The sequence below is a fragment of the Thalassotalea sp. LPB0316 genome (assembly GCF_014898095.1).
Lineage (GTDB): Bacteria > Pseudomonadota > Gammaproteobacteria > Enterobacterales > Alteromonadaceae > Thalassotalea_G.
In genome coordinates this window covers 1,097,852-1,121,842 of sequence record NZ_CP062946.1, presented here as the reverse complement: position 1 = coordinate 1,121,842, position 23,991 = coordinate 1,097,852, and the positions used below count along the sequence as shown (strand labels likewise).

18 protein-coding genes are annotated in these 23,991 nt (G+C 42.6%); 10 read left to right on the top strand and 8 right to left on the bottom strand.

Annotation, left to right across the window (positions count from 1 at the left end; genetic code table 11):
- The first annotated feature begins 134 nt into the window (after positions 1 to 134).
- Entirely contained in the window at positions 135 to 1,175 is a 1,041-nt protein-coding gene (locus LP316_RS04975) for a hypothetical protein (protein ID WP_193022977.1), read from the top strand.
- 10 nt (positions 1,176 to 1,185) lie between these two features.
- Here the strand turns inward: LP316_RS04975 and LP316_RS04970 are convergent, their stop codons facing one another.
- Entirely contained in the window at positions 1,186 to 4,485 is a 3,300-nt protein-coding gene (locus LP316_RS04970) for a response regulator (protein WP_193022976.1), read from the bottom strand.
- A 183-nt stretch (positions 4,486 to 4,668) separates the two neighbouring features.
- On the opposite strand from LP316_RS04970, the gene LP316_RS04965 reads away from it, so the two are divergent.
- Positions 4,669 to 5,406, top strand: coding sequence for a tetratricopeptide repeat protein (locus LP316_RS04965; RefSeq protein WP_193022975.1), 738 nt, complete (start codon positions 4,669 to 4,671; stop codon positions 5,404 to 5,406).
- A gap of 74 nt (positions 5,407 to 5,480) precedes the next feature.
- Here the strand turns inward: LP316_RS04965 and LP316_RS16070 are convergent, their stop codons facing one another.
- The gene (locus LP316_RS16070; RefSeq protein WP_264298967.1) at positions 5,481 to 5,615 is read right to left on the bottom strand and encodes a hypothetical protein; all 135 of its coding nucleotides are present in this window, start codon (positions 5,613 to 5,615) and stop codon (positions 5,481 to 5,483) included.
- 247 nt (positions 5,616 to 5,862) lie between these two features.
- Between LP316_RS16070 and LP316_RS04960 the strand changes: the two genes are divergently transcribed.
- Positions 5,863 to 7,431 carry an FMN-binding glutamate synthase family protein gene (locus tag LP316_RS04960; RefSeq protein WP_193022974.1) on the top strand — a complete coding sequence of 523 codons (1,569 nt, stop codon included), beginning with the start codon at positions 5,863 to 5,865 and terminating at the stop codon, positions 7,429 to 7,431.
- Between the two features lie 95 nt (positions 7,432 to 7,526).
- On the opposite strand, the gene LP316_RS04955 is transcribed toward LP316_RS04960, so the two are convergent.
- The gene (locus LP316_RS04955) at positions 7,527 to 8,642 is read right to left on the bottom strand and encodes a hypothetical protein (RefSeq protein ID WP_193022973.1); all 1,116 of its coding nucleotides are present in this window, start codon (positions 8,640 to 8,642) and stop codon (positions 7,527 to 7,529) included.
- A gap of 204 nt (positions 8,643 to 8,846) precedes the next feature.
- Positions 8,847 to 10,253, bottom strand: coding sequence for a PhoH family protein (locus LP316_RS04950; RefSeq protein WP_193022972.1), 1,407 nt, complete (start codon positions 10,251 to 10,253; stop codon positions 8,847 to 8,849).
- A 375-nt stretch (positions 10,254 to 10,628) separates the two neighbouring features.
- Here LP316_RS04950 and rapA point away from each other — a divergent pair, with 375 nt between their 5' ends.
- The 3 genes from rapA (at position 10,629) to LP316_RS04935 (ending at position 15,177) form a co-directional block, all read left to right on the top strand.
- The gene (rapA, locus tag LP316_RS04945) at positions 10,629 to 13,529 is read left to right on the top strand and encodes an RNA polymerase-associated protein RapA (RefSeq protein ID WP_193022971.1); all 2,901 of its coding nucleotides are present in this window, start codon (positions 10,629 to 10,631) and stop codon (positions 13,527 to 13,529) included.
- A gap of 4 nt (positions 13,530 to 13,533) precedes the next feature.
- A complete protein-coding gene (locus tag LP316_RS04940; RefSeq protein WP_193022970.1) occupies positions 13,534 to 14,199 on the top strand; it encodes an RluA family pseudouridine synthase in 666 nt (221 codons plus the stop codon).
- 84 nt (positions 14,200 to 14,283) lie between these two features.
- Positions 14,284 to 15,177, top strand: coding sequence for a DUF3530 family protein (locus LP316_RS04935; RefSeq protein WP_193022969.1), 894 nt, complete (start codon positions 14,284 to 14,286; stop codon positions 15,175 to 15,177).
- Between the two features lie 97 nt (positions 15,178 to 15,274).
- On the opposite strand, the gene LP316_RS04930 is transcribed toward LP316_RS04935, so the two are convergent.
- From LP316_RS04930 to LP316_RS04915, 4 genes are all read right to left on the bottom strand, one after another.
- Complete coding sequence (locus LP316_RS04930) at positions 15,275 to 15,823, bottom strand: GNAT family N-acetyltransferase (protein ID WP_226960805.1); 549 nt, start codon at positions 15,821 to 15,823, stop codon at positions 15,275 to 15,277.
- Positions 15,824 to 15,885: 62 nt separating this feature from the next.
- A complete protein-coding gene (gene djlA, locus LP316_RS04925) occupies positions 15,886 to 16,683 on the bottom strand; it encodes a co-chaperone DjlA (RefSeq protein ID WP_193022968.1) in 798 nt (265 codons plus the stop codon).
- A complete protein-coding gene (gene murU / locus LP316_RS04920; RefSeq protein ID WP_193022967.1) occupies positions 16,684 to 17,382 on the bottom strand; it encodes an N-acetylmuramate alpha-1-phosphate uridylyltransferase MurU in 699 nt (232 codons plus the stop codon).
- Positions 17,379 to 18,422 (bottom strand): aminoglycoside phosphotransferase family protein, encoded by a 1,044-nt coding sequence (locus LP316_RS04915; RefSeq protein WP_193022966.1) that lies wholly within the window; start codon positions 18,420 to 18,422, stop codon positions 17,379 to 17,381. The genes murU and LP316_RS04915 overlap by 4 nt, the downstream gene beginning before the upstream one ends.
- A gap of 172 nt (positions 18,423 to 18,594) precedes the next feature.
- On the opposite strand from LP316_RS04915, the gene lptD reads away from it, so the two are divergent.
- Genes lptD through rsmA form a run of 4 tightly spaced genes read left to right on the top strand, consistent with a single transcriptional unit; the run spans position 18,595 to position 23,984 of the window.
- Positions 18,595 to 20,871 carry an LPS assembly protein LptD gene (gene lptD / locus LP316_RS04910; RefSeq protein ID WP_193022965.1) on the top strand — a complete coding sequence of 759 codons (2,277 nt, stop codon included), beginning with the start codon at positions 18,595 to 18,597 and terminating at the stop codon, positions 20,869 to 20,871.
- A 15-nt stretch (positions 20,872 to 20,886) separates the two neighbouring features.
- On the top strand, positions 20,887 to 22,197 hold the full coding sequence (gene surA / locus LP316_RS04905) for a peptidylprolyl isomerase SurA (RefSeq protein WP_193022964.1): 1,311 nt from the start codon (positions 20,887 to 20,889) through the stop codon (positions 22,195 to 22,197).
- Positions 22,198 to 23,178: a 4-hydroxythreonine-4-phosphate dehydrogenase PdxA gene (gene pdxA / locus LP316_RS04900; RefSeq protein ID WP_193022963.1), complete on the top strand. Its 981-nt coding sequence runs from the start codon at positions 22,198 to 22,200 to the stop codon at positions 23,176 to 23,178. It begins immediately after the preceding gene.
- Positions 23,175 to 23,984: a 16S rRNA (adenine(1518)-N(6)/adenine(1519)-N(6))-dimethyltransferase RsmA gene (gene rsmA / locus LP316_RS04895; protein WP_193022962.1), complete on the top strand. Its 810-nt coding sequence runs from the start codon at positions 23,175 to 23,177 to the stop codon at positions 23,982 to 23,984. Before pdxA ends, rsmA begins: the two co-directional genes overlap by 4 nt.
- Positions 23,985 to 23,991: the final 7 nt, after the last annotated feature.

Here is a 23,991-nt window from a genome sequence, read left to right as displayed (position 1 = left end):
TTAAATATAAACAAATGTTTGAAAATGTAAAGCAATAAGTAGCAATCTATCCGATCAAGCCTTACTATCGTGAATACAACACAAGTGGCAATCGGTAACTAGCGTAAGGTTTATCAAGAGTTTAGGCGAATATTATGAGTTTTATTGTCAATCAAATAAATTTGAGCATAGTGACATTTGCTTTAACTTCGGCAATCGCCATCAGTAGCACTTTTTTAACCACGCAAGCCTATGCTCAGCAGTTAAATTTCACTAAAAAGCACAGCGAAGGCTCAGTCTCACTAAGCTTTACTTGGCACGATATTCAACAACAAAAGCAACAGTTAAGCTTTACCGAAACCAGTGAAAGCTTTTTCAAGCCATTTAGAAATTTTAGAGCTTACAACTCGCCGATCGCCCAAAAAGCTATCCTCAAAAAAACGGTGAAAGCGTGGCGAGCAGATCCGGTTGATGGGGTAAACCTAGAGATATCACGTGAACAAGGTCATATTAGCCTGAGTTTATCTTCACCCGATGAAGAAGCGCTTAACGCAGGGCAAGTACAGCTCAATCAATTAGCCAAAGAGATGCGCGAGCAGTATTTAGCCGAAAGGTTTTACCACGTGTTTACCCGTTATGACGGAGAACTCGGCATTAAGCCTAATCACGTTGAGATCGCTAGGCAATCCGCTCCCCTTCTTAAGGCATTAAAACCGCAAATATTAGCGACAGTAGAGCTGCGAAATATACGCTTGGTGACCGATTACACATTACAGTTTATTCAATCAATTCCCTACTCGCCGTTAGTATCTAGACAAACCTCGGCCGGCGCAGGCTTTGTTCCGCCATTACAACTGCTGTATCAAAACCAGGGGGATTGTGATTCAAAAGTAACCTTAAGTGCCGCGTTGTTGAGAAGCCTAATGCCGCGTATTGAGATGATCATGGTATTTATTGATGGTCATGCCTTGATGGGGATCAATGCACCGGCGGAACCTGGTGATAAAACAATGACTCACGAAGGTATTACCTATGTGTTAGGCGAACCGACTGGCCCCGCTCAATATCCGCTCGGCGAAATCGCGTTGAGCTCCGAGCAAGCTATCGACGCTGGGCTCTATTCAGTAGAAAAGTTTCACTATCAAGAGCAAGCCAGTGATATCAATGTTCAAGAGCTTGCTGAAACTGATACTTAGTGCAACGCAATTAGTTCACCTGATGGCTCAAATTTAGCGCCTCGAGCATACCTTGCTTTAATATTTGGGCCGTGACAGGTTTAGCAATATGCATGTTCATGCCCGCTTGATAGCTTTTCTGACGATCTTCTTCCCTTGCATGAGCCGTCATCGCGATAATGGGTAAGTTGCTAAACCTTGCCTGTTCGCGAATTTTTTTCGTCGCGGTTAAGCCATCCATCACTGGCATCTGAATATCCATCAACACCAAATCGAAGGCTTGTTGCTGTACCATATCTACAGCTTGCTGACCGTTTTCGGCAAGCGTTACATTAACACCCATTGTTGCCAATAACTGTTTAGCAACCATCTGGTTAACGACGTTATCTTCTACTAACAAGACAGACTTATTTTCTAACGATTGATTAGTATCTACTTTGTTTTTTTCGCGTTCATTTGCCTGTTGTTCTTGTTGCTCAATACCTAGCTGGCAAAGCGATAGTAAAGTCGAGCGGTAAATAGGTTGCTCGATAAACGCATAAGGCATTTTGAATGACATCACTTGTTGCTCAATCGCGCTGATTTGGTTTGAGTTACTTGGTAACAAAACGCCAATGGCTTTAACATGCTGCCAATGCTGACGGTGATGGCGACTAAAATCAGCCAGTTGCTCGAATAGCTTTTGGTGATCAACGTGTTGAGTGTCGATCACAATAACAACATTGCTATCAAGGCATGTAAAGTCATCGACACGCTCGACATTGATCACATCAACCCCAAGGTGATTGATACTAGCTAACGCGTTATCACTCATCTGAGTATTGAGGCTAACTAGCTTGATTTGATGGTCGAGCGACGGGTGATAACTGACCTCTTCAAACGTTAATTCAAAACTAAATTCACTGCCTTGGCCAAGCGTTGATTTAATTTCAATATTGCCGCCCATTAACTTTACAATTTGTTGGCAAATAGCTAAACCTAGCCCAGTACCACCGTACTCGCGAGTCATCGATTCATCGGCTTGAGTGAAGGCATTAAACAACTCTTTTTGCGCTTCGGGCTTAATGCCAATACCGGTATCTGAAATGGCAAAACGCACTTTAGTTTTTGTTTGATGCGCTGACTTGAGGTAGGTATTTACGTAAAGTTTAATTTGACCTTGATGGGTAAACTTGACCGCATTGTTGAGAATATTATTGAGCACTTGAACAAGCCGTCCCTCGTCTGTTTTCACCATTGCAGGCAAACTTGGTGAAAGCTCAATAACAAAATCGAGGCCTTTTTGCTTAGCTCGGCTTAAATTAAATTGTACGGCTTGTTCAATAATTTGATCTAGCGAATGATTGCCGTAATACAGTTGCATATTACCCGATTCAACCTTAGCTAAATCGAGTAACTCGTCAACTAGCCGAAGCAAGGATGATGAGGCTGATTGAGCGGTCGTAATGTATTGTAATTGCAGTGGCGTAAGTGACGTGCTTTCTAAAACCGACATCATGCCGTCTATCGCATTAATTGGCGTGCGAATCTCGTGACTCATATTCGCCAAAAATTGACTTTTTGCTTTGTTCGCCTCTTCCGCGTGCTCCTTAGCATTCATTAAGGCAATTTCAGAAGCATATTGTTGCGTAATATCACGAATAATAAAAACACTACCCAAGATCGATTTTTCATCGCCAAATACATAACCGCAGTAGATATCAAAATGTTTTTCGTTAACTTCAACATTGCGAATATTCGACGGGCTATCATTGCCTTGTTTAGTCAGGTGAACAAAGTGCTCTAATACCTGAGCAATAGCCTTAGGCAACATATCAGCTGCACGCTCGCCCAAAAAGGTATCGTCTTCAACCCCCACAAATTTCTTAAAGGCTTGATTAACCCCGATAATCAAGCCTTTGGGGTCGGTGAAAATAATAAGCTCAGGAATGGCATTAACAATGGATTCTAATTGGGCAAAATCGCGTTGATGTTGTTCGCTCTTAGCCCGTAAAGCACTAGTTTGCTCGGCTACGCGCTTATCGAGCTCTAAATTGTGATCTTTGAGCTGCTGCATCAAGGAACGGTTTTGGCCGAAAATATTTTCAACCAATTGATACCAATAATGCCAGCCCAATGGCGGCTGCTCTTTACCTGGATCGCCTTTGGCGGTATTTTCGATGTGTTGCACGAAACTTTTGGTTGGTCTAATAAAACTGCCAAGGGTTAGTAAGTAAATAACCAACACCACAACAAAGAGTGTTCCGATACTCCAGATAAATGTAGTAATACTATTTTTAATAATCGGCGCAATAAAGTGCTGATATGGCTGATACTGAATAACACTCCAGCCATTAGCCGATAACTCAACAACCTCGACCCACCACCCCTGATACTTAAAATAAGGGCCAAGTTGGTCGATTTGCGCTAAGGTCAACTCACGCAATTGAGTCGGCACAACTTCATGCCAACCAAGCAGTTTTTGCTCGTTAATGTTGGCCTTAGGGTAGGAAATCATCAACTGCTGATGGTTATTGATCACCACAACATTGGCGTTTTCTACTGGGTTTCTCGCCAAGTAATCAGCGAACTTATTTAAATTAAAGTCTAAAACTAGCGCCCCCATAAAGCGCGACTGGTTATAAACCCCAGCGCCCAGCGAGAAACTAGCTCCCGTGCCAGCGGTATCGATATAGGGTTTAGACCAGTACAGCTCATCTTGTGCTAATTGTTTTAGCGCGGCGTAATGTTCACTGGTCAACAAGTTTTGATTAAATCGCCACTGCTCTTTATCTACCCAAGGGTAGATACTGATAAACTGTCGGTTTGACAAATAATACAGCCAAGACACCTCAGGGATGGTATTTACTGCACTGGCAAAAGCGGGGCTTATCTGCTGAGTCATTTTAATTTCATTCAAAATGGGCTCAGATAACTCTTCAACACGGCCTTGACCCGTTAAGTTATTGATCAAGGTTTTATCGTCAAAGTGAATAATGTCCAAGTAAAAGCCGTCGTTATCATTAACCAGACGGGGCAAAGGAGCTAACGTAAGCGCATGATTTTTTAAGTGGTATTGCGCCAGTTCAGATAAATTATCGATGGTGCTAATACCGAGCTTGAGTCGTTGATTGAGTAACTGAGTATTACTGGTAAATTGATTGAAACGACGAACTTGGTGTTCTTCCACTGCACTGTAGTAGCGAGAAACTGAAATAACAATCGCCAGTAACACCACAAGAACAAAAACCGTAAACACTAAACGGTTATAGCGTTGAAATAAGCGAGTTTTTTTATCTTGTTTGGACACTAGATTGAATACTTTAGCGATAGCAGATAGCCAATATAACATTAAAGCTCACAAGAATTAAACGAATGCTTAACGCGCTACAGTCAATAAAACCCTTAACAAATAGATAAGTTTGCAAACTCATCTCCCCCCCCCTATACTGAGAAATTATGATTTAAAATCAATGGAGTGAAGATGATAAAATTAGCTTTAACTATTTTCTAATATGCAATTTCTGTATTTGCAATGAGTAAGACAATAACGGCTTGCAATACTGCTCAGTGCCAGTCGCTTTACCAAAACTACAAGTCCGCAGCATTGCGAGGGCACCCAGAAGCCATGAGTACACTAGGGCAATTTTACGAACACGGATATGGCGTAGAACAAAACAAAGACAAGGCGCTACGCTACTACAAAAAAGCGGTAAAGGATGGCAGTATATCTGCAAGCTTTAAAGCAGGGTTAATGTACATCACACAAAGCCCAATACGCGATATCGATAAAGGTATTTACTACCTAACTAAAGCCGCAAGAAAAGGATACCAACAAGCTGATTTTATCTTGGCGATAGCTTATCTTAGCGACTCTTTTGGCATGCAAGATCTCAAAAAAGCCGATCAATACCTTGCCAAAGCATACCAACATCAACACCCTGATATGCCAAATGTTATCGACATGATTAAAGCCAAACCATCATTGTCATTGGATCAATTCCCAAGGCTAGACAAGTTAGTTAATAAAACGCCTTTGATTACAGATCAGAATGGTAATTTGTCTTGGCCTTCTGACAACATGGAAACTATCACGATAACCGCTCCGCCATTAGAAGTGCGGCTAACAGAAAACTTGTTGACATACCGAGGAAGAGAAACATCATTGGGTTCACGTTTACCAACTACCCAATGTACTAAACGACCGGGCTGTTACCAAACCAATAGTGTTGATAGCGTGCTTTCCGATTTTCCTTTTATTTTAGGTATGTAATTGTCAAAAATAGTAATTGGCGTTATGGCAAGCCACTTTTAACTGTGCTTGCCCGCCCGTAAGTTTAACACGCCTTAGCTCTTATCGGTTTTAGCTTTTGCCACACACACTCTATCGCCGTAATAGTTGTTTGCGTAGTTACACACTGACTGCTGTTCATTTGCTTGAGGTTTGTGCAAGCGAGTAATAAATTGTTTGATTAATGCCATAGAAATTCTCCTGTCTTGTTGCTGACATTAATCATGCGCCAACCATCTTAATTAATAAAATTAATTAAAGCGATTGTTGTGTTCGCTTTATTTGTTCAGGTTATTAATCAAGTCACAGCTTTTTTGAGCGCCCTCGACACGGCATAGCTAAATACTGAACAACATGACGATCACATCAAGAAGCGTTATAGTGCGTGTTATAGTTCAGTTGACTAAGACAATAACAACTCAGTAAAAGGATGATAAAGTGAGGGTAAGAAATCTAATTATTGGCATTGTGCTCGGGCTTAACGCGCTGATAGTAGCTCTTCAATGGCATCAACTATTAATCATTTCACTGCCACTATTACTACTTGCCCTATACGATATTAGCCAGAAGCAGCACACCATCTTAAATATTTATCCAGTCATAGGTCATTTTCGTTATTTATTTGAAAGTATACGCCCAGAAATACAACAGTATTTTGTTGAGTCTAATATCAACGGCCGTCCGTTTAATCGCGAGTATCGCTCGCTGGTTTATCAAAGAGCAAAAGGGCAAACCGATACTCGGCCTTTTGGCACCCAGTTTGATGTTTATCGGTCAAGCTATGAATGGATCAACCACTCACTATCTCCTTGTGCGACTTCAAGCAGTGACCTGACAGTGCAGTTTGGCAATGCCGCTTGCCGCAAGCCTTATCTCGCCTCACCGCTCAATATATCAGCGATGAGCTATGGCGCCCTGAGTAAAAATGCCATTATGGCCCTCAACAAGGGCGCAAAAGCGGGTGGCTTTGCTCACAATACCGGCGAAGGTGGGTTAAGCCCCTATCACCTAAAATACGGTGGCGATATTATTTGGCAAATCGGTACCGGCTATTTTGGTTGCCGAACTGAAGATGGTGAATTTGATGAAGTCAAATTTAGTGAAAAAGCCAAGCACAATGCTATCAAAATGATTGAAATTAAGTTGTCGCAAGGAGCAAAACCCGGCCACGGCGGTATTTTACCTGCACAAAAGCTCACTCAAGAGATCGCCGATATTCGCCACGTACCTATGGGGCAAGATGTGATTTCGCCGGCGGCGCATTCTGCCTTTAGTTCGCCCAAAGAATTACTCTTATTTGTTGATACACTCAGGCAACTTTCAGGCGGCAAGCCAATCGGCTTTAAATTATGTCTCGGTAAAAAAGCTGAATTTTTTGCTATTGCCAAAGCTATGTTAGCAACCAAGATCACGCCAGACTTTATAACGATTGATGGCTCAGAAGGTGGCACCGGCGCTGCGCCAATTGAGTTTACCAATGCCGTTGGCACGCCGCTACTAGATGCAATTATCTTTGTTGATGACGTTTTACGTGCCATTGGTGTACGAGAGCAAACAAAACTTATTGCCTCAGGCAAGATAATCTCAGCATTTCACATGGCCAAAATCATCGCCCTTGGTGCAGATGCCGTAAACTCAGCTCGCGGCATGATGTTCGCACTAGGCTGCATTCAATCGCGGACATGTAATACCGATAAATGCCCAACGGGTATTGCCACTCAAGATCCTGCCCGATATCAATTTCTCGACGTTGAGAATAAAAGCACACGGGTGAAAAACTATCACAACAAAACCATTCACCACTTGGCCGAATTACTCGGCGCATGCGGCATCAATCGCTTGGATCAGCTCGAGCGGCAGCACATCAACCGCCGGATTGATAGCTCAACCACCACTGATTACGAAACACTCCACCCGAGTGTCGCGCAAAACTGTTTAATAGCAGGTGAAGATATCCCACAATCGTGGTTGGCTGACTGGCAAAATGCCAGTGCTGAACATTGGTAAACTCGCATCCCTAATTTTAAGTTAATGAGTCACATTCGCCTGTGCTCAGACATTGCTCAGGCGATAACAGCACAGGCTAACTAAGCCAGGAATATTTAATTCACTAAACCGCACTTGTTTATCCACGTTATTCTCGACGAAGTACATGAAGTGTTGCCATCTTCAGTCGTGGAACATGTTTTGACGGTTTTGTTATACCGGCAAAAGTTTAAAGGGTCATTGTTGTTTAAAGCATCAAAGCCGTAAAAGGGATCAGATAAGCTGCCAGTACCACCTCCTGTGGTTGGGGGTTCATTACCGGAGTCACCCTCTTTTGTTAAAAAGTCAATCAAGCAATTTGAAACCAGTACACCCGATAGATCAATTGCGCCACCGCCAAATAACTCGCCATATTTGAATCCGTCTATTTTTGTCCAGCCTTTGTTTAACTCAAGGCTAAAAACAACGTGATTATCGCGCAGTGGATCACTACCCAAGTGAACATTAAACGCAAGTCGATTGTCAAAATCATCGCCTCTAAAAACCAACAAATTTCTATTGAGGTATGAAAAACTAATATCTATGCCAGCTGCGCCTTGACCAAGCGAAATACCACCGCCACTTGTCAATCTTTCATGTGTTAAATCGGCAGCAGTATTACCGCGAAAAGCAGTGCTCAATTTATTACCTATATCACTGCTAATAGCCTGTTGATTTTCTGGACTAGATAAAAACGCAGTAGGGTGACTATCACAAGTACTGTCGTTGCTTCCCGTTCCTTGCGCACTTTTACTCATCACAAAATCTGGTTTAGGGAATAGTTCACTACTACTAATATTTGCTTCGCTAATTGCAACCATGAGATCATCATTGAACTCAAGGTACTGATGCATTACCTCAGATTGATTCGGAGTTATTGGAAAAGACCTTGCCGTAACATATGGGCGATTTTGGGCATCTATTTGCGTTGTTACAATAAACTTAAATATATCTCTAGTTTTGTGAACAGGTATCAAAATTTGTTTAGCAATGGGTTCGCAATAGCTGGCCGAGCGACCATTGCGGAAAATATTACAACTATTACTGGGGGCATTGGCAACAGCTATGCTTCTAGCAGCTATTTCATTACAATCTTCACAGGCAAATGCCTGCACTTCTTGTTGACTATCGAGCGAAAAAGCAAAAGATGAAGATGAAAAGATCAGAGTTGAGATAAGAAATACGTGCTTCATAAAAATCCTTTTAAAAGTCATCAACGCATAAAACATTCATGCCTAAACATTATGTAAACAAAATGTAAAAAACAACTAATTTCGCATAAAAACATAAAGTTAAATGTATTAGGAAAGGGGTAGTATCCTTGTCATTAATATACTGAGCGACTCACCCCTGCTGATTTCTAAATACCTGTGATAGTTACATTTAAACAATAACGACTATAGATTCTCCTCGGCAAACGAGGCTAAGCGACTTCTCACCACGCCATTGAGGTTAATCGTACTGCTGCCAGGGAAGTCTTTAAACCGCTCGACAATATAAGTTAAACCTGACGTTAATGCCGTTAAGTAGTTGCTGTCTATTTGCGCTAAATTACCCGAGCAAACTAATTTGGTTCCCTCACCGCAACGGGTAATAATGGTTTTTAATTGCGACGCCGTTAAATTTTGACATTCATCTAAAATCACAAATGCATTTTGAATACTGCGACCACGCATAAAGTTGACCGATTTAAACTGAATATTGGCCTTTTCCATAATGTAATTTAAGCTGCCACTCATGCTTTCATCTTGTTTGTGTAGCACTTCTAAAGAGTCGGTAATAGCGGCTAGCCAAGGTGCCATTTTTTCTTCTTCCGTACCAGGTAAAAAGCCAATTGACTCAGCGATTTCAGGGGTTGATCGAGTAACAATGACCTTGTCGTATAAACCGCGTTCAATCACTTGCTCAAGGGCACTTGCTAACGCGAGTAACGTTTTACCACAGCCAGCGGGGCCAGTGAGGATGACTAAATCGATATTAGGATCTAACAAGGCGTCCATCGCCATACCTTGATACACGTTTTTCGGGCTAATGCCCCATGCAGTTTTTCCCATTAAGCGCTCACGTGAGACATCTTGAATGGCTACCCGTTCGTCATCCCAGCCTGTCACTTTACCGGCAAAGTGCTCGGTTTCATCAATAATATACTCATTCATATAAGCATTTTTGATCAGCGCTTTATCGACATAATGAGTAGTTGTTCGGCCAATGGTTTCACTTTCGCAGTCTTTTACCTGCTGCCAAAAATCTCCCTCAAACTGGTGATAACCTTTAGTTAGAAACTGAATATCATCAATCAGTTGGTCGGTGCGATAGTCTTCGACAAAGTTTAACCCTGCGCCTTTAGCTTTCAGCCGCATATTAATGTCTTTAGTAACCAACACGACTTTTTTGTGCTGTTTGGTAGATTGTAAATACAAGGCTGCGCTAATAATGCGGTTATCGTTCTCATTAAAAGACAACTTACTCGAGTGAATTGTTGACACTTTAGAGCTGTCTTTTTCAAGGGCGTAGTCGTTAAAAATTGCCAAGGTGCCGGTTGGTTCACCTTCGCCGCCAACCATTTCAAGTGATACCCCTTCGACGATTTGCTCTGGCGTGGCATTAGCTAGGGTGTCTTCTAGCGCTCGAATAGCGACTCGAGCATCGCGACTGACATCTTTATTGCGATCTTTGATTGAATCAAGTTCTTCAAGCACCGTCATCGGGATAACGACGTTGTGCTCTTTAAAGGAAAGGAAAGCGAAAGGTTCGTGAAGTAATATATTGGTGTCGAGTACGTAAATAATTTTGTCATCTGCCATAGCACATCCTTCTACATGAGAACGCTAAACAGATGGTTAAGGTCGGCTAAAAATGTCCCATCTATTTGCGAACGGACAAGTTAAATTGAGTAACCTCAACTCCACTCTCGCACTAAGTGATCGCCGTTACAAGCAAAATTTGGCGATTTTAAATTTATTTTTATACTGCCTCAAAAGGTCATTGACTTGTCATAGTTAACTGGCAAACTGGTTAATTAATCTGCAAGTTTTTTCAGTCTTCGCGCACTCTCTTGGTCTCGCCGTTAAATTCCCTTAAAAATTGGCTATTAAAAAGATTTTTTTAATGATTAGCACTATGATTAACGGTAATATAGCGCGCCATTTTTTGAGCTAATGATTAGGAGACTCGACTTAATGTCATTTCAACTCGGCCAACGCTGGATAAGTGATAGCGAATCAGAACAAGGTTTAGGCACAGTAACCGCAGTAGAAAACCGCTTTGTTACGATAGTATTTACCGCCACCGGCGACTCTCGCCAATACGCCAAAGCCGACGCCCCGCTAACCCGAGTAATCTTTAACGAAGGTGACCTTATTCCGAGTCATGAAGGCTGGCAACTCAAAGTCGAGCGCATTGAAGAGCAAAATGCATTATTGACCTATCACGGCATTCGCGTTGATACCCAAGAAAGTGCGAGCTTAAAAGAAGTGATGATCGATCACTTTATCAAGTTCAATAAGCCACATGATCGCCTGCTCAATGGCCAAGTCGATCGCCTTGACTGGTTTCAACTGAGAAAAAACTGTTTAAATAAACAATTTGAACAGCAACAATCACATTTATCGGGTTTAGTTGGCGGCCGTGTCAGTTTAATTCCTCATCAATTATACATCGCCGAAGAAGTCGGTAAGCGCTTCGCACCACGTGTGTTACTGGCTGATGAAGTGGGTTTAGGTAAAACCATTGAAGCAGGTCTTATTATTCACCAACAATTAGTCAGTGGCCGAGCAAGCCGTGTACTCGTTATTGTACCCGAGCCATTAATGCACCAATGGCTAGTAGAAATGTTGCGCCGCTTTAACCTTGCCTTTAGCATTTTTGACGAAGAGCGCTGTGTTGAGTCGGGCGAAGAAAATCCATTTAGCACCGAGCAACTCGTGTTAGTTAACTTAGACTTTGTCTGCCAAAACCCACAATGGTATGAAGCGATTATCGCTGAAGAATGGGACTTAATGGTGGTTGATGAAGCGCACCACCTCAATTGGCAGCCTGAAAAGCCAAGTTTGGAATATCAATGTGTTGAGCAATTAGCGCAAACGATTCCGGGCGTATTACTGTTAACGGCAACGCCTGATCAACTCGGCCACGAAAGCCACTTCGCGCGTTTGCGACTACTCGATCCTGATCGTTTCTTTAATTACGCTAAATTTGTTGAAGAAGAAAGCCATTACCAAGAAGTTGCGCAAAGTGCCAACAAACTACTTAGTGAAGATGAACTGTTTGCTGATGATATCAGCACCCTATCTGCACTATTAAAGGAAAGCGACGTTTCCGATCAATTGTTGCTGGCGAACAGCGATGGCGAAGAGCGCGTAGAAGCTCGTCAAAGTTTGGTAAAACAGTTACTTGATCGCCATGGCACGGGCCGTATTTTATTTAGAAACTCACGCAATACCATCAAAGGCTTTCCAGAGCGTAAGTTGTTAGCAACACCGCTAGCGATGCCTGACGATTACCAAGATAAAATCGTTGAGTACATTCAATCAGCTGACGTAGAAACTTTAAAGCAGTCTCCGCAAAGCCAATGGCTCAATACACCTGAGCGTTTATTTGCCTTAGATCACCACGATTACCCTTGGTTTGAGATCGACCCACGCGTTGATTTTTTAATTGATTTACTCAAATCACTTGGCAAAGAAAAAGTGCTGGTGATTTGTGCTCACGCGCAAACGGCGATCGATTTAGAAACCGCACTGCGCGTGAAAGAAGGCATGCGCGCAGCGGTATTTCACGAAGGTTTATCGATTATCGAGCGCGACCGCGCTGCGGCATATTTCGCGCAAGAAGAAGACTCAGCCCAAGTTTTATTGTGCTCAGAAATTGGCAGTGAAGGCCGTAACTTCCAGTTCGCTCATCACTTAGTCTTGTTTGATTTACCGTCTAACCCTGATTTACTCGAGCAACGCATTGGCCGCTTAGATCGCATTGGTCAAACACAAACCATTAAACTCCACGTGCCGTACTTTGAGCAATCTGCGCAATCCTTGCTATTTAAATGGTATCACCAAGGGCTTGATGCCTTCGAACACACCTGTGTTACCGGCCGAGCGGTGTATGATCAATACGGCGAAACACTCACTCAGCTTGCCCTGACCGCAAATTGGCAATCAACTCATGCGGATCAGTTTATTAGCGATAGCCATGCCAAACACCTTGAAATTAAAGCCGATCTAGAAGCCGGCCGCGATAAGCTGCTCGAGTTAAACTCTTCAGGCCAAGGGCGTGCGCAACAACTGGTTGAGCTGATCGAAGATCAAGATGACGATATCGAGTTGCCGAGCTTTATGTTTAACGTTTTCGATGTTTTTAACATTCAACAAGACGATAAAGCCGATAACGCCATTGCCTTGCAACCAACAGAGCATATGCTTAATGCGAACTTCCCGAACTTGCCGGAAGATGGCACCACAATCACCTTTGATCGCCAAACGGCACTTGCTTGTGAAGATTACCAGCTGCTGACTTGGGACCACCCAATGGTGCGTGGCTCGATGGATTTAATTCTGTCTGATGACATTGGTAATTCAAGTATTGGTATTTTGAAAAACCCCGCTATTCCAGCCGGTACGTTTTTCCTTGAGTGTTTATTTACCGTAGAAGCGACCGCGCCAAGTCAGTTGCAATTGCCGCGTTACTTACCAACTACGCCAATTCGTATTTTAGTTGATAAAAACGGTAACGACTTAGCAGATAAAGTGCCGTCAAATGTCTTTGACAAGCAATTATCTCCGGTGAAAAAACAGGTCGCCTTACAACTTGTTAAAGCACTTAAATCGCAAGTTACGCCATTAGTTGTTGCTGCTGAAAACCACGCCGAAACTCAAGTCGCTAATATTCAGGCCAAAGCCCAAGCGTTAATGACCGAATCGTTAACCCAAGAGTACCAGCGCTTATCGGCGTTAGCCAAAATTAACCCGAATGTTCGCGATCAAGAATTAGCGTTCATAAAAGAGCAGCAAGTGCAATTAGCACATTATATTGATCATGCTATGTTGAAATTTGAAGCTATTCGCTTAATTGTGGCTGGGCAATAGTAATATGGTCGCCAACCCAGACTTTATTTATCGCCCACCAATGACACCCTATCTCGATATTGTCTATCAAGATGATGACTTAGTGGTGCTAAACAAAAACAGCGGTTTACTAACGGTGCCTGGGCGTTTGCCTGAGCACCAAGACTGCCTAGAAAATCGCGTAAAATCGGTTTTGCCAACGGCGACTATCGTCCATCGGCTAGATATGGCAACCTCAGGCTTAGTGATCATGGCATTAAATAAACCGGCACACGTGCATATTCAACAACAGTTCGAAAAGCGCAAAGTTGGCAAGAAATATCGCGCTCGGGTTTATGGCCAAGTAAAAGAACAACAGGGTGAAATCAACCTACCGCTTATTTGCGACTGGCCAAATAGGCCAAAGCAAAAGGTCTGTCACGAACACGGTAAACCTTCTACCACGCAATACCAAGTGTTAGCCAAAGAAGAAGAAACCACCTTAGTTGAATTAACGCCAATTACTGGGCGCTCACATCAATTGAGGGTGCACATGTTATCGCTTGAGCACCCAATTTTAGGTGATCGCCTCTACGCTCATGATCAAGCATTATCACTCAGTGAACGCCTGCAATTACACGCATTTACCATTGAGTTTTTTCATCCGGTCACAAATGAGAAAATCGCACTAAAAGCTGACTGCCCATTTTAATCTGGCAATTAAAGAGGCATTATTTTAGTAAAGTTTTAACCAATTAATCCGATGACTTAACTAAAGTGATTGAGTTTTGAAACGATGACCAATAACCTGCAAGCAAGATTTATCAACGTAAATTCATTCAGCATGACCTTGTGTTTCCTGAGTTTGCTTTTATTTGTCTGTTTTTCAGCGCTTGCGCAACAAGAGTCAAATAGCGCAAGTCAGCCGAATGAGGTAAAACTCGTACCAGCGCCTGATTACTTTGAGCAACAACAAAAAGATATCAAGCACTATTTAACCAAGGTCTCTGAAGTATTAGTTGGCACACAAAGTTATGCTTTATTAGCGCAAAAAAGCAATACACCGATTAACAAAGGGGTGGTGATTTTATTACCCGACTGGCACGACTTTATTTCACCAAGCCAACACCTTGCTTACTTAGCCAAAACAATGCCTGATATGGGCTATTCGACCTTGAGTATTCAGCCTTTAGCCATGCCTGACGGTTACCCATCAACTGCACTTGAAGCGCAAACCCGAGAGAGTGAAAACAAAGCGGTTATCGATGATTATTTGCAGCAATTGCAAGCGTTAATGACTCGCGTAATTGAACAAGCACAGAAGCAGCAAGGGGCTATTTTGATTGTTTCTGCCGGCAATAATGCTGGCTTTCTAACCCGCTTGTTCAGTGAAAGTAAGTTGCCGCAGCCGCAAGCTTTTATCATGCTTAGTGCCTACCAACTAACACCAGAAAACAATCAACAGTTTGCTCGCCAACTCAGTGAAAACGATATTCCTACACTCGATTTATTTCTCAAACACGACAACCAAAATGTCGCTCATAGTATGTTATTGAGAAAACAAGAAAGCACCCGAAATTTAAAAGTTGAATATCGCCAATATCAAATCAATAACTTTGAAACCGGCTACTACCCAAATAAAGCACTACTAGGAGCTATTAGAGGCTGGCTCGCTTCTCTAGGCTGGTAAAAAAAAGTTTGGTAAAAAATAGGCAGGTAAAAATAGTCTGGTAATAAACGGCTTGGTAAAAAAGAGCGAGTAAAAAAGCCAGGTATATAGCGTCAGCTTACCAATATTCTGGCTTATTAAGTGCGTCAACACAGCGACTATCACCGGAGATACTCGGTACCGTTTCTGCAACCAAACTTTGGCCTAACCAGCCATGCGGAAAAGACATGGGCTGTGGTGCTTTAATCTGTTGTTCGGTTATCGGTTCAAAACCCACTTTGCTGTAATAGTTTGGATCGCCATAGGTAAGCAACAACTCTGCGCCTTGCTCAGCCAACTGACCGATACCGTGGTTAATTAACTGCTGACCAATCCCTTGTTTTTGAACCTTAGTACTCACGGCAACCGGCGATAAAATAAAGCTGTTAACCGGTATTTCAAAGCACATTCTAGTAAATAAAATAGCACCAACATAATTATCGTTTAGCATGGCAACAAAGCCAAACAAATCGTCAGCTCCCGTGGTGGTAAGCATGCTGCGAACTAACCCACCAATATTCTTGCCCTCTGCTTCACCTTCAGCATCGGCAAAGGTTTGTTGATAAAGCGCAATTACTGGCTCAATCATATCAGCGGTGTATGGTAAAAAATGTAGTTTATTGGTCAAAATTTATCCTCAACGTTTTGGGGTCAGAGTCATTTGACTCTGACCCCAAAGCTAATATCCCGTTACAATTGTGCCATGATCAAATCATAGGCAGCTTGAATGTCTTGGGCTTTGTTTTTTGCTTCGTTCATCATTTCAGGCGGCAGTCCTTTGGCAACTAATTTGTCAGGGTGATGTTGTGACATCAACTTGCGATGCGCTTTTTTTATGGTGTGTTTGTCAGCTGACGGTTCAACCCCGAGTAACTTATAAGCATTGGCGAGTTGTTGTTTACGTGATGACTGACTACCACGGCTTTGCTGGTTTGAATGAAATTGTGCACCCGCACTGATCATGTCGAGTAAACGGTTGAGCTCGCGATTTGAGATGCCGAGTAGGCTCGCGATATTACCCAGTGCTTCTCGCTCTTCAATGGTTAGTTTACCATCGGCAAAGGCCAACTGAATTTGAATTTCGAGAAACATTAACATTAAGTCACTTCGACCATGACAACTTTGTTTAAATTTTTCAATCCGTTGCTCTAGCGGAAAACCTGCTAATTTTCCCTCGCGAAAGGCATCTTGTGCTTGCTGACGGAGCTCGCCTTTTAAGCCAATTTTATCCATGTATTGGCTTGCAAATTTGATTTCATGCTCATTGACGCGGCCTTTAGCTTTGGCAACATAGCCCATTACTGAAAACGTCGTATATAAAAATGCCGCTTGTGAATTTAACTCTTCATCGGTCGATTGAAAGTGAAAGTTTAGTGTTCGACGCCTATCAAAGGCATGACCTAGCCACAGGCCAAGCAAGGCACCAAAAATATGCTTTGACAGCATCAAACCAAATAAAAAGCCAAAGACTTTGCCCCATACTTTCATTTATTTTTCTGCCTGTTGTTGGTTTTGTTGAAGTTGCTGATTCAATAGCGCTAATCGTTCGGGCGTGCCAACGTCTGTCCAATGATGATCAATGAGTTGTCCACTAACCAAACCTTGTTCACTCGCTGCTTTTAGGAGCGGACCTAAAGGAAGTGGGCCGTGATGATTAAGGTAGTCTTTAAATAACGAAGGCGATAAAACGGCTATCCCCGAGTAGGTATAAGTTGCGTCGCTAGCATCAGATGGTAACATCACCCGTTGATCATTTAAGCCAAAATCTCCTGTCAGATTGTGCTCAGGATTTTCAACCAAACACAAATGCGCAAGCCCTGAAAGCATTTGAGGTAACTGTTGATAATCGAGCTGGCAATAAACATCACCGTTGACTAACACGAACGGCTCATCGTCCAATAAGGGCAATGCTTTAATGATCCCGCCAGCGGTTTCCAACTCGCCAACGGCTTCAGCGCTATATTCAATGCTCACCTGCCATGCTTGACCATTGCCAAAATAGTCGACAATCACCTCACCATACCAAGCATGATTAATCACAATGTCGGTAATACCAGCATTTTTTAATTGGATGATGTGGTGTTCAAGTAATGGCTTACCATTGACCTTAAGCATTGGCTTAGGACAAGTTTCGGTTAGTGGCCGCATTCGCTCGCCTTTACCCGCAGCGAGTATCATCGCTTTCATCTCAACTTCTCCTGTAATGCTGGTTGCACATATTGCTCAACAAAGTCACCAAGCCAAACCAATTCACAGTAGTGAGCACTCACCTCAACAATATATTCAAGCGTTAGAGGAATATCGTTAAGATAGCCGTGTTTGTTATCACGCAGTGATAATCGAGCAAAAATACCGCTGGCTTTAATATGACGTTGCAGCCCCATCAAATCAAACCAACGTTTGAGTTGCTGTGGTTCAACGCCTTCAAGCTTAGCCGCAAGATTGGGATGAGATGACGCTTGCTCAATAAAATATTCAAATAATTGGCTAACGTGTAACGGCGAGAGCTTTTTGTAGCAATCGCGTAAAAGTGACACGATATCGTAGGTCAGTGCCCCCACGACCGCATCTTGATAGTCAATGACCGCAATTTGGTTGTCGCATACCATTAAATTTCGACTGTGAAAGTCTCGATGCATGACAACTTTGGGTTGCTGATTGACGTTGGCAATCAGCACATCAAAACAAGCCGTTAATTGCTGTTGCTGCTCGCTTGTTAAATGAATATCTAAATAGGCATCAATCAACCACTGGCTGAAAATGGTTAACTCAGTTAAGACAAACGCGTCATCATAGTCGGGTAATGTGACTGGCAACGCCTGCGGATCAATGGCGGTAATTTTAATCAGTTGATCAATAGCTTGGTGATACCAGTTGAGCAAGTTATCCTGGGCTAAGACATCAAAAAACTGCTGGTCGCCTAAATCTTCAAGTAACAAAAAGCCATTAGGTGCGTCAAAGCTCAATACGTTAGGTACGTTAACGTTGTGTTGTGTTAACAACCCAGTGACGTCGACAAAGCCTTGATTATTTGAAAGTTTAGGTGGCGCATCCACTAAGATAAAGGTTCGATTCTGCCCACCTTGTACCCGAAAATATTGGCGAAAACCTGCGTCACCCGTTAATGCTGTCATTAAAATGCCGTTAGGTGAAATGGGTTGAACAGATAACTTTTCTAACTGACTAATTAGCCAGCGTTTTAATAAAACACTGCGTTGGGTCGCCACGAGCGATTACTTCCTTTATTGAGTTAGTAGCTGAGTTAATAATGGATTAGTAGTCGGGTTAACTAACAGGGTTAACAAAGCCGTAAAAATTGTTCTAAGATACCAAGAAACTCGTGTTATAATCCAAAAATTATAACTATAACCCTAAATTAAACATTATTTCGGACATTAGATGCTCTGTCACCGTTTCTTAAAATGGGCGTTTAGCTGTGTATTTTTCTCAAGTTTTTCTCACGCAGCAAACACTACCGAACAAGCAGAAGACTTAACATGCCCTATTCCATCATACGCAAAAGTGATGGAAGCGACAGATATGTTGCCTCAAGACTTTATTCAAATCACATCAAATCAAGCCTATATCGAAAAAAACCGCATAGCTAAGTTTGATGGCAATGTCATTATGAGTCAAAACGGTCAGTCAATTAAAGCCGATTCATTAGCGTTTAACCGTGAAACCTCAAGCCTTGATGCCTCAGGTAGTATCCACTTTCAAAGTGATGGTGTTAACGTTTTTGCTGAGCACTTAAACGCCGATAAACAAAACCAAAGCACTACATTGAGTCAGGCATCTTATCAATTAAGCTCGAACCCGGGGCATGGCGGTGCTGGTATTATTCACATCAATGCCGATGGTTCATTAAGTTTAATTGATTCAACATACACCACCTGTTTAGGCGAATCTCCCGATTGGCAAATCTCGGCAGGGAAAATCTACATCTCTGAAGAAGATAACGTTGGCGAAGTATACAACGCAGTGGTTAGAGTATTCGACGTACCTTTACTCTATGTCCCTTATTTTAACTTTCCGGTAACCAATAAACGAAAAACAGGCTTTTTGTACCCCAAAGTGGGGTCATCAAGTAATGTAGGTGTAGAAGTTGAAGCACCATTTTACTGGAACATTGCGCCAAATATGGACGCCACCTTTACACCACATTACATGTCAAAGCGCGGTGTCTTACTTAACTCTGAATTTCGTTACTTACACGATGAACAGCGCGGCCAAGTAAACTTTGAATACCTCAATAGAGATAAAGCCTTAACAGGGCGAGCAGGTGAAAAATCTCGCTATTTGGGCCGTATTCAACACTTTGGTACCTTTGATGACAATTTTCGGGTTTATGTCGATTACACCACCATTAGTGATGACAACTATTTAGTTGATATTGGCAGTAAACACTACAACTCTTCAGATGCCTACTTATATCAAATCAGTGAGCTTGCCTATTTTGCCAAAGATTGGCAACTAACCGCTAAAGTTCAGGATTTCGAAGTTTTAGGTAACCATATTCAAAGTTATAGAACACTACCTCAAATCGAATTTGACGGTGCTTTTGATTTGTCGAGTTTTAATGGCGTGTTCGAACTGTATTCGGAAGTATCGCGGTTTACTAACCAAGACAGCACTATGCCTGAGGCAGATCGGTATCACGTTGAAGCCGGCATGACATTTCCGATTGCGACACCTGCATACTTTCTCAATTCTGAGTTTAAAGTCCTGCAAACCAATTACAAACAAGACAACCTAGCCAGAGACAGTAAGTTGAGCGAGTCGGTTAGTCGCTCTCTGCCGAAAGCTCGCGTCCACGGTGGTATCTACTTTGATCGCGCAATGAGCAAAGACGGTTACACCCAAACGCTAGAGCCTCAGCTACAATATTTATATGTCGGAGACCAAGATCAAAGCGATATCGGCATCTATGACTCAGCGCCGTTGCAAGATGACTACGACGGCCTATTTCGCGATCGACGTTATAGTGGCTTAGACCGAATTGCTGCTGCTAACCAACTTTCATGGGGTTTAACTTCTCGCATTTTAGACCCACAATCGAATGAGATCTTTCGTGCCAGTGTCGGCCAAATCAATTACTTTGACGCAGGCAAAACAACGGATAACAGGGGTTTAATTGTTGATGAAGAAACCTCGGCTTTAGCGGCAGACGTTTTCTTTCAACTCAATCAACAATGGCAGTTTAGTGGTGATATCCAATACGATACGCACGATGACCAAACGAACAAAAGCCAATTTAGTATTGACTATCTCCCCAATAGAAAACATACAATTCAATTGAACCATCGTTACATTCGCAATGTCTCAACACAAACATTGGAGCAACTTTCATTGCTCGGTACGACCCAAGTTGGTCAAAATTGGCAAGTGGTTGGCCGCGTAACTCAAGATATGAGAGAAAATCGCAGCCTTGAAAGTTATTTAGGTGTTCAATATGAAAGCTGTTGCTGGGCTGTTAGACTGGCATATCATCGACATATTAATACCACAATTGATGACAACGACATTGACAACCAAAACCGTAAAACATTCGACAGCGGCTTTGTGTTACAGTTAGTGATTACCGGCCTTAGTGGCAAGAAGTCATCTGCAGCAGCACAAGATATGTTAAATTCGAGTATCTTTGGCTACAAAAAACCATATTTTCTTAAAAATTAACTAGAAAGAAATTTAATGAAAACTTTATTACCTCTAAAAAGCTTATTCGCAGTTGCACTATTGAGTATCAGTGCATTAAGCCCTTCTGTGAGCTACAGTGCAGAACAAGAATTAGACCGCATTGCGGCCATTGTTGACTCAGGCGTAGTCCTTGAGTCAGAAGTTACCGAGCTGATTGCTAATATCAAGGCGCAAGCAGCACAAAAAAATCAAGCGTTGCCATCAGATAAAGCGCTTCGCGTCCAAGTGATGGATAAGCTCATCAACGAAAGCCTTATTTTACAGCTAGGTGAGCGTATGGGTGTGCAAGTTAGTGATGCTCAACTTGATGAAACGATTACCAATTTAGCCCAATCAAACAATATGTCGTTAGCGCAATTTCGCCAAGTCATTGTCAACGATGGCATGAGCTATGAAAGTTACCGCGAAAGCGTGAGGAAAGAATTGATTATCGGTGAAGTTAGACGTGCAAGTGTTCGTCGCCGCATCAATATTTCAGCACAAGAAGTCAATAATTTACTAGAAACAATGAAAGAACAAACGAGTCAAAATGAAGAGTACAATATTGGCCACATTCTTATCGAGTTTCCACCGGAGCCAACTCAAGCCGACTTAAACGCCGCTAAAGAGCGTGCCGAAAAAGTTATCGAACTATTAAATGAAGGCTCCGATTTCGGTCGTATCGCCATCGCCTCATCAGGTGATTCAAACGCGCTTGACGGTGGTAGCTTAGGCTGGAAAACCATTAATGAGTTACCAACGTTATTTGCTGAAGTGATTGAAGGCAACAAGAAAGGCGATATATTTGGCCCTATTCGCACTGGCCTTGGTTTTAGTATTGTTAAAATCCTCGATATTCGCGGTCGTGAAGTGGTTGAAGTTGAAGAAGTGCGCGCTCGTCACATCTTGATCAAACCAACTATTATCCTCAGTGATGCCAAGGCAGAAGAAATGTTACAAGGCTTTTTAGACCAAATTGCCGCTGGTGAAGCTGATTTCGCTGAGCTCGCTAAGGAGCACTCAGAAGGCCCGACATCAGTGCGCGGTGGTGACTTAGGTTGGTCAGATCCAAACAAATACGACCCTGCCTTTAGAGATATGCTTGCTAGCTTGGAAATAGATGAATACAGTAAACCTTTCCGATCTTCATTTGGTTGGCATATTACCCAACTCACTGGTCGCAGAATGTTAGATGCCACAGCGCAAATAAACGAAAACAAAGCGTATCAATTAATATACAACCGAAAATTTGGTATGGAGAGCGCACGTTGGATCAAAGAAACACGTGACCAAGCCTTTATAGAAATTTTCGAGCAGGACTTATAAATGAGCCAAAGAATTGCCATTACCCCAGGAGAGCCAGCAGGTATTGGTCCTGACTTAGTGGTAAATATTGCACAACAGGCTTGGCCGGTGCAGCTAGTCGTTGTTGCATCGAAGCAATTACTGATTGAACGAGCAGCACTGCTCAATATGCCGATATCGCTCGTTGACTATGACGAGACGAATAATGCCGCAACACCAGCTGGAACCATAACAGTACTCGATGTCGCACTAGGTGACGTTTGTCGTGCCGGAGAGCTTAACCCCAACAATGGCCATTATGTTGTTGAAACCTTGCGTATCGCTAGTGAAAAAAATATCTCTGGCGAATTTGCCGCGGTGGTCACAGGGCCTGTTCACAAAGGCTTGATTAATCAAGCCGGCATCGCCTTTAGTGGCCATACCGAATATTTTGCTATGCAAGCTAACTGTAGCGATGTTGTGATGATGTTAGCGACCGAAGGTTTGCGCGTGGCACTAGTGACAACTCACATACCGTTGGCTTACGTTTCTAAAGCAATAACGCCAGAGCGCTTGAGTAAGGTCACTCGTATATTACATCACGATTTACAAACTAAATTTGGCATCGCAGTACCGAAAATATACGCCTGTGGTATTAACCCGCACGCAGGTGAAGATGGCCACTTAGGCAAAGAAGAAATAGAAGTGATGAATCCAACATTCGACATGTTGCGACAAGAAGGTATTAACATTATTGGGCCACTGCCAGCTGACACTATTTTCCAACAAAAATATTTAACCGATGCCGACGCAATTTTATCGATGTATCACGATCAAGGCTTACCCGTATTAAAATACAAAGGCTTTGGCCAATCGGTAAATATCACGCTCGGGCTTCCATTTATCCGTACGTCAGTTGACCACGGTACCGCATTAGATTTAGCCGGTACCAATCAAGCTGATAGCGGTAGTTTCATCCAAGCGATCAATAGCGCCATTTTATTAAGTCAAAATAAGTCATGAGTAAAAATAGTCACTTAGGTCACCAGGCCAAAAAACGCTTTGGTCAAAACTTCCTCCACAACGATGCCATTATTTCACGTATCGTTGATGCGATTAATCCAGAGCCAGGTGAAAATTTAGTAGAGATTGGCCCAGGCCTTGGCGCATTAACTGAGCCAGTCGTTGATCGCGCTGGCCATTTGAGTGTTGTTGAGTTAGACCGCGATCTAGCTGAGCGCTTGCGCCATCATCCATTTTTAGCACCCAAATTAACCATCCATGAAATCGACGCACTTAAATTCGATTTTCATCAACTAGCCGATGATGAAAAGCCTTTGCGCATTTTTGGTAACTTGCCATATAACATTTCAACGCCACTGATTTTTCACCTGCTAAGCTTTAAAGATAGTGTTAAAGACATGCACTTTATGCTGCAAAAAGAAGTTGTTGATCGCATGGCTGCATCGCCAAACACCAAAGCCTATGGTCGCTTATCGATTATGACTCAATACCAATGCCAAGTATTACCGGTGATGGAAATAGGCCCAGAAGCGTTTAAACCAGCGCCCAAAGTTGATTCCGCCATTGTTAGGTTGATTCCACACCGCGAAATTGCAAATCCAGTAGACAACTTAGAAGATCTCAACCACGTTTGCGTCACGGCTTTTAATCAGCGCAGAAAAACAATTCGCAACAGCTTTAAGAAGTTACTCGATGAGCAAACGTTAATCGATAACAACATTGATCCAACACTCAGACCAGAAAATCTAACGATTGATCAATACATCACATTAGCTAATATCGTGACAAAACAAAAGCAAGCTTAATCACTAT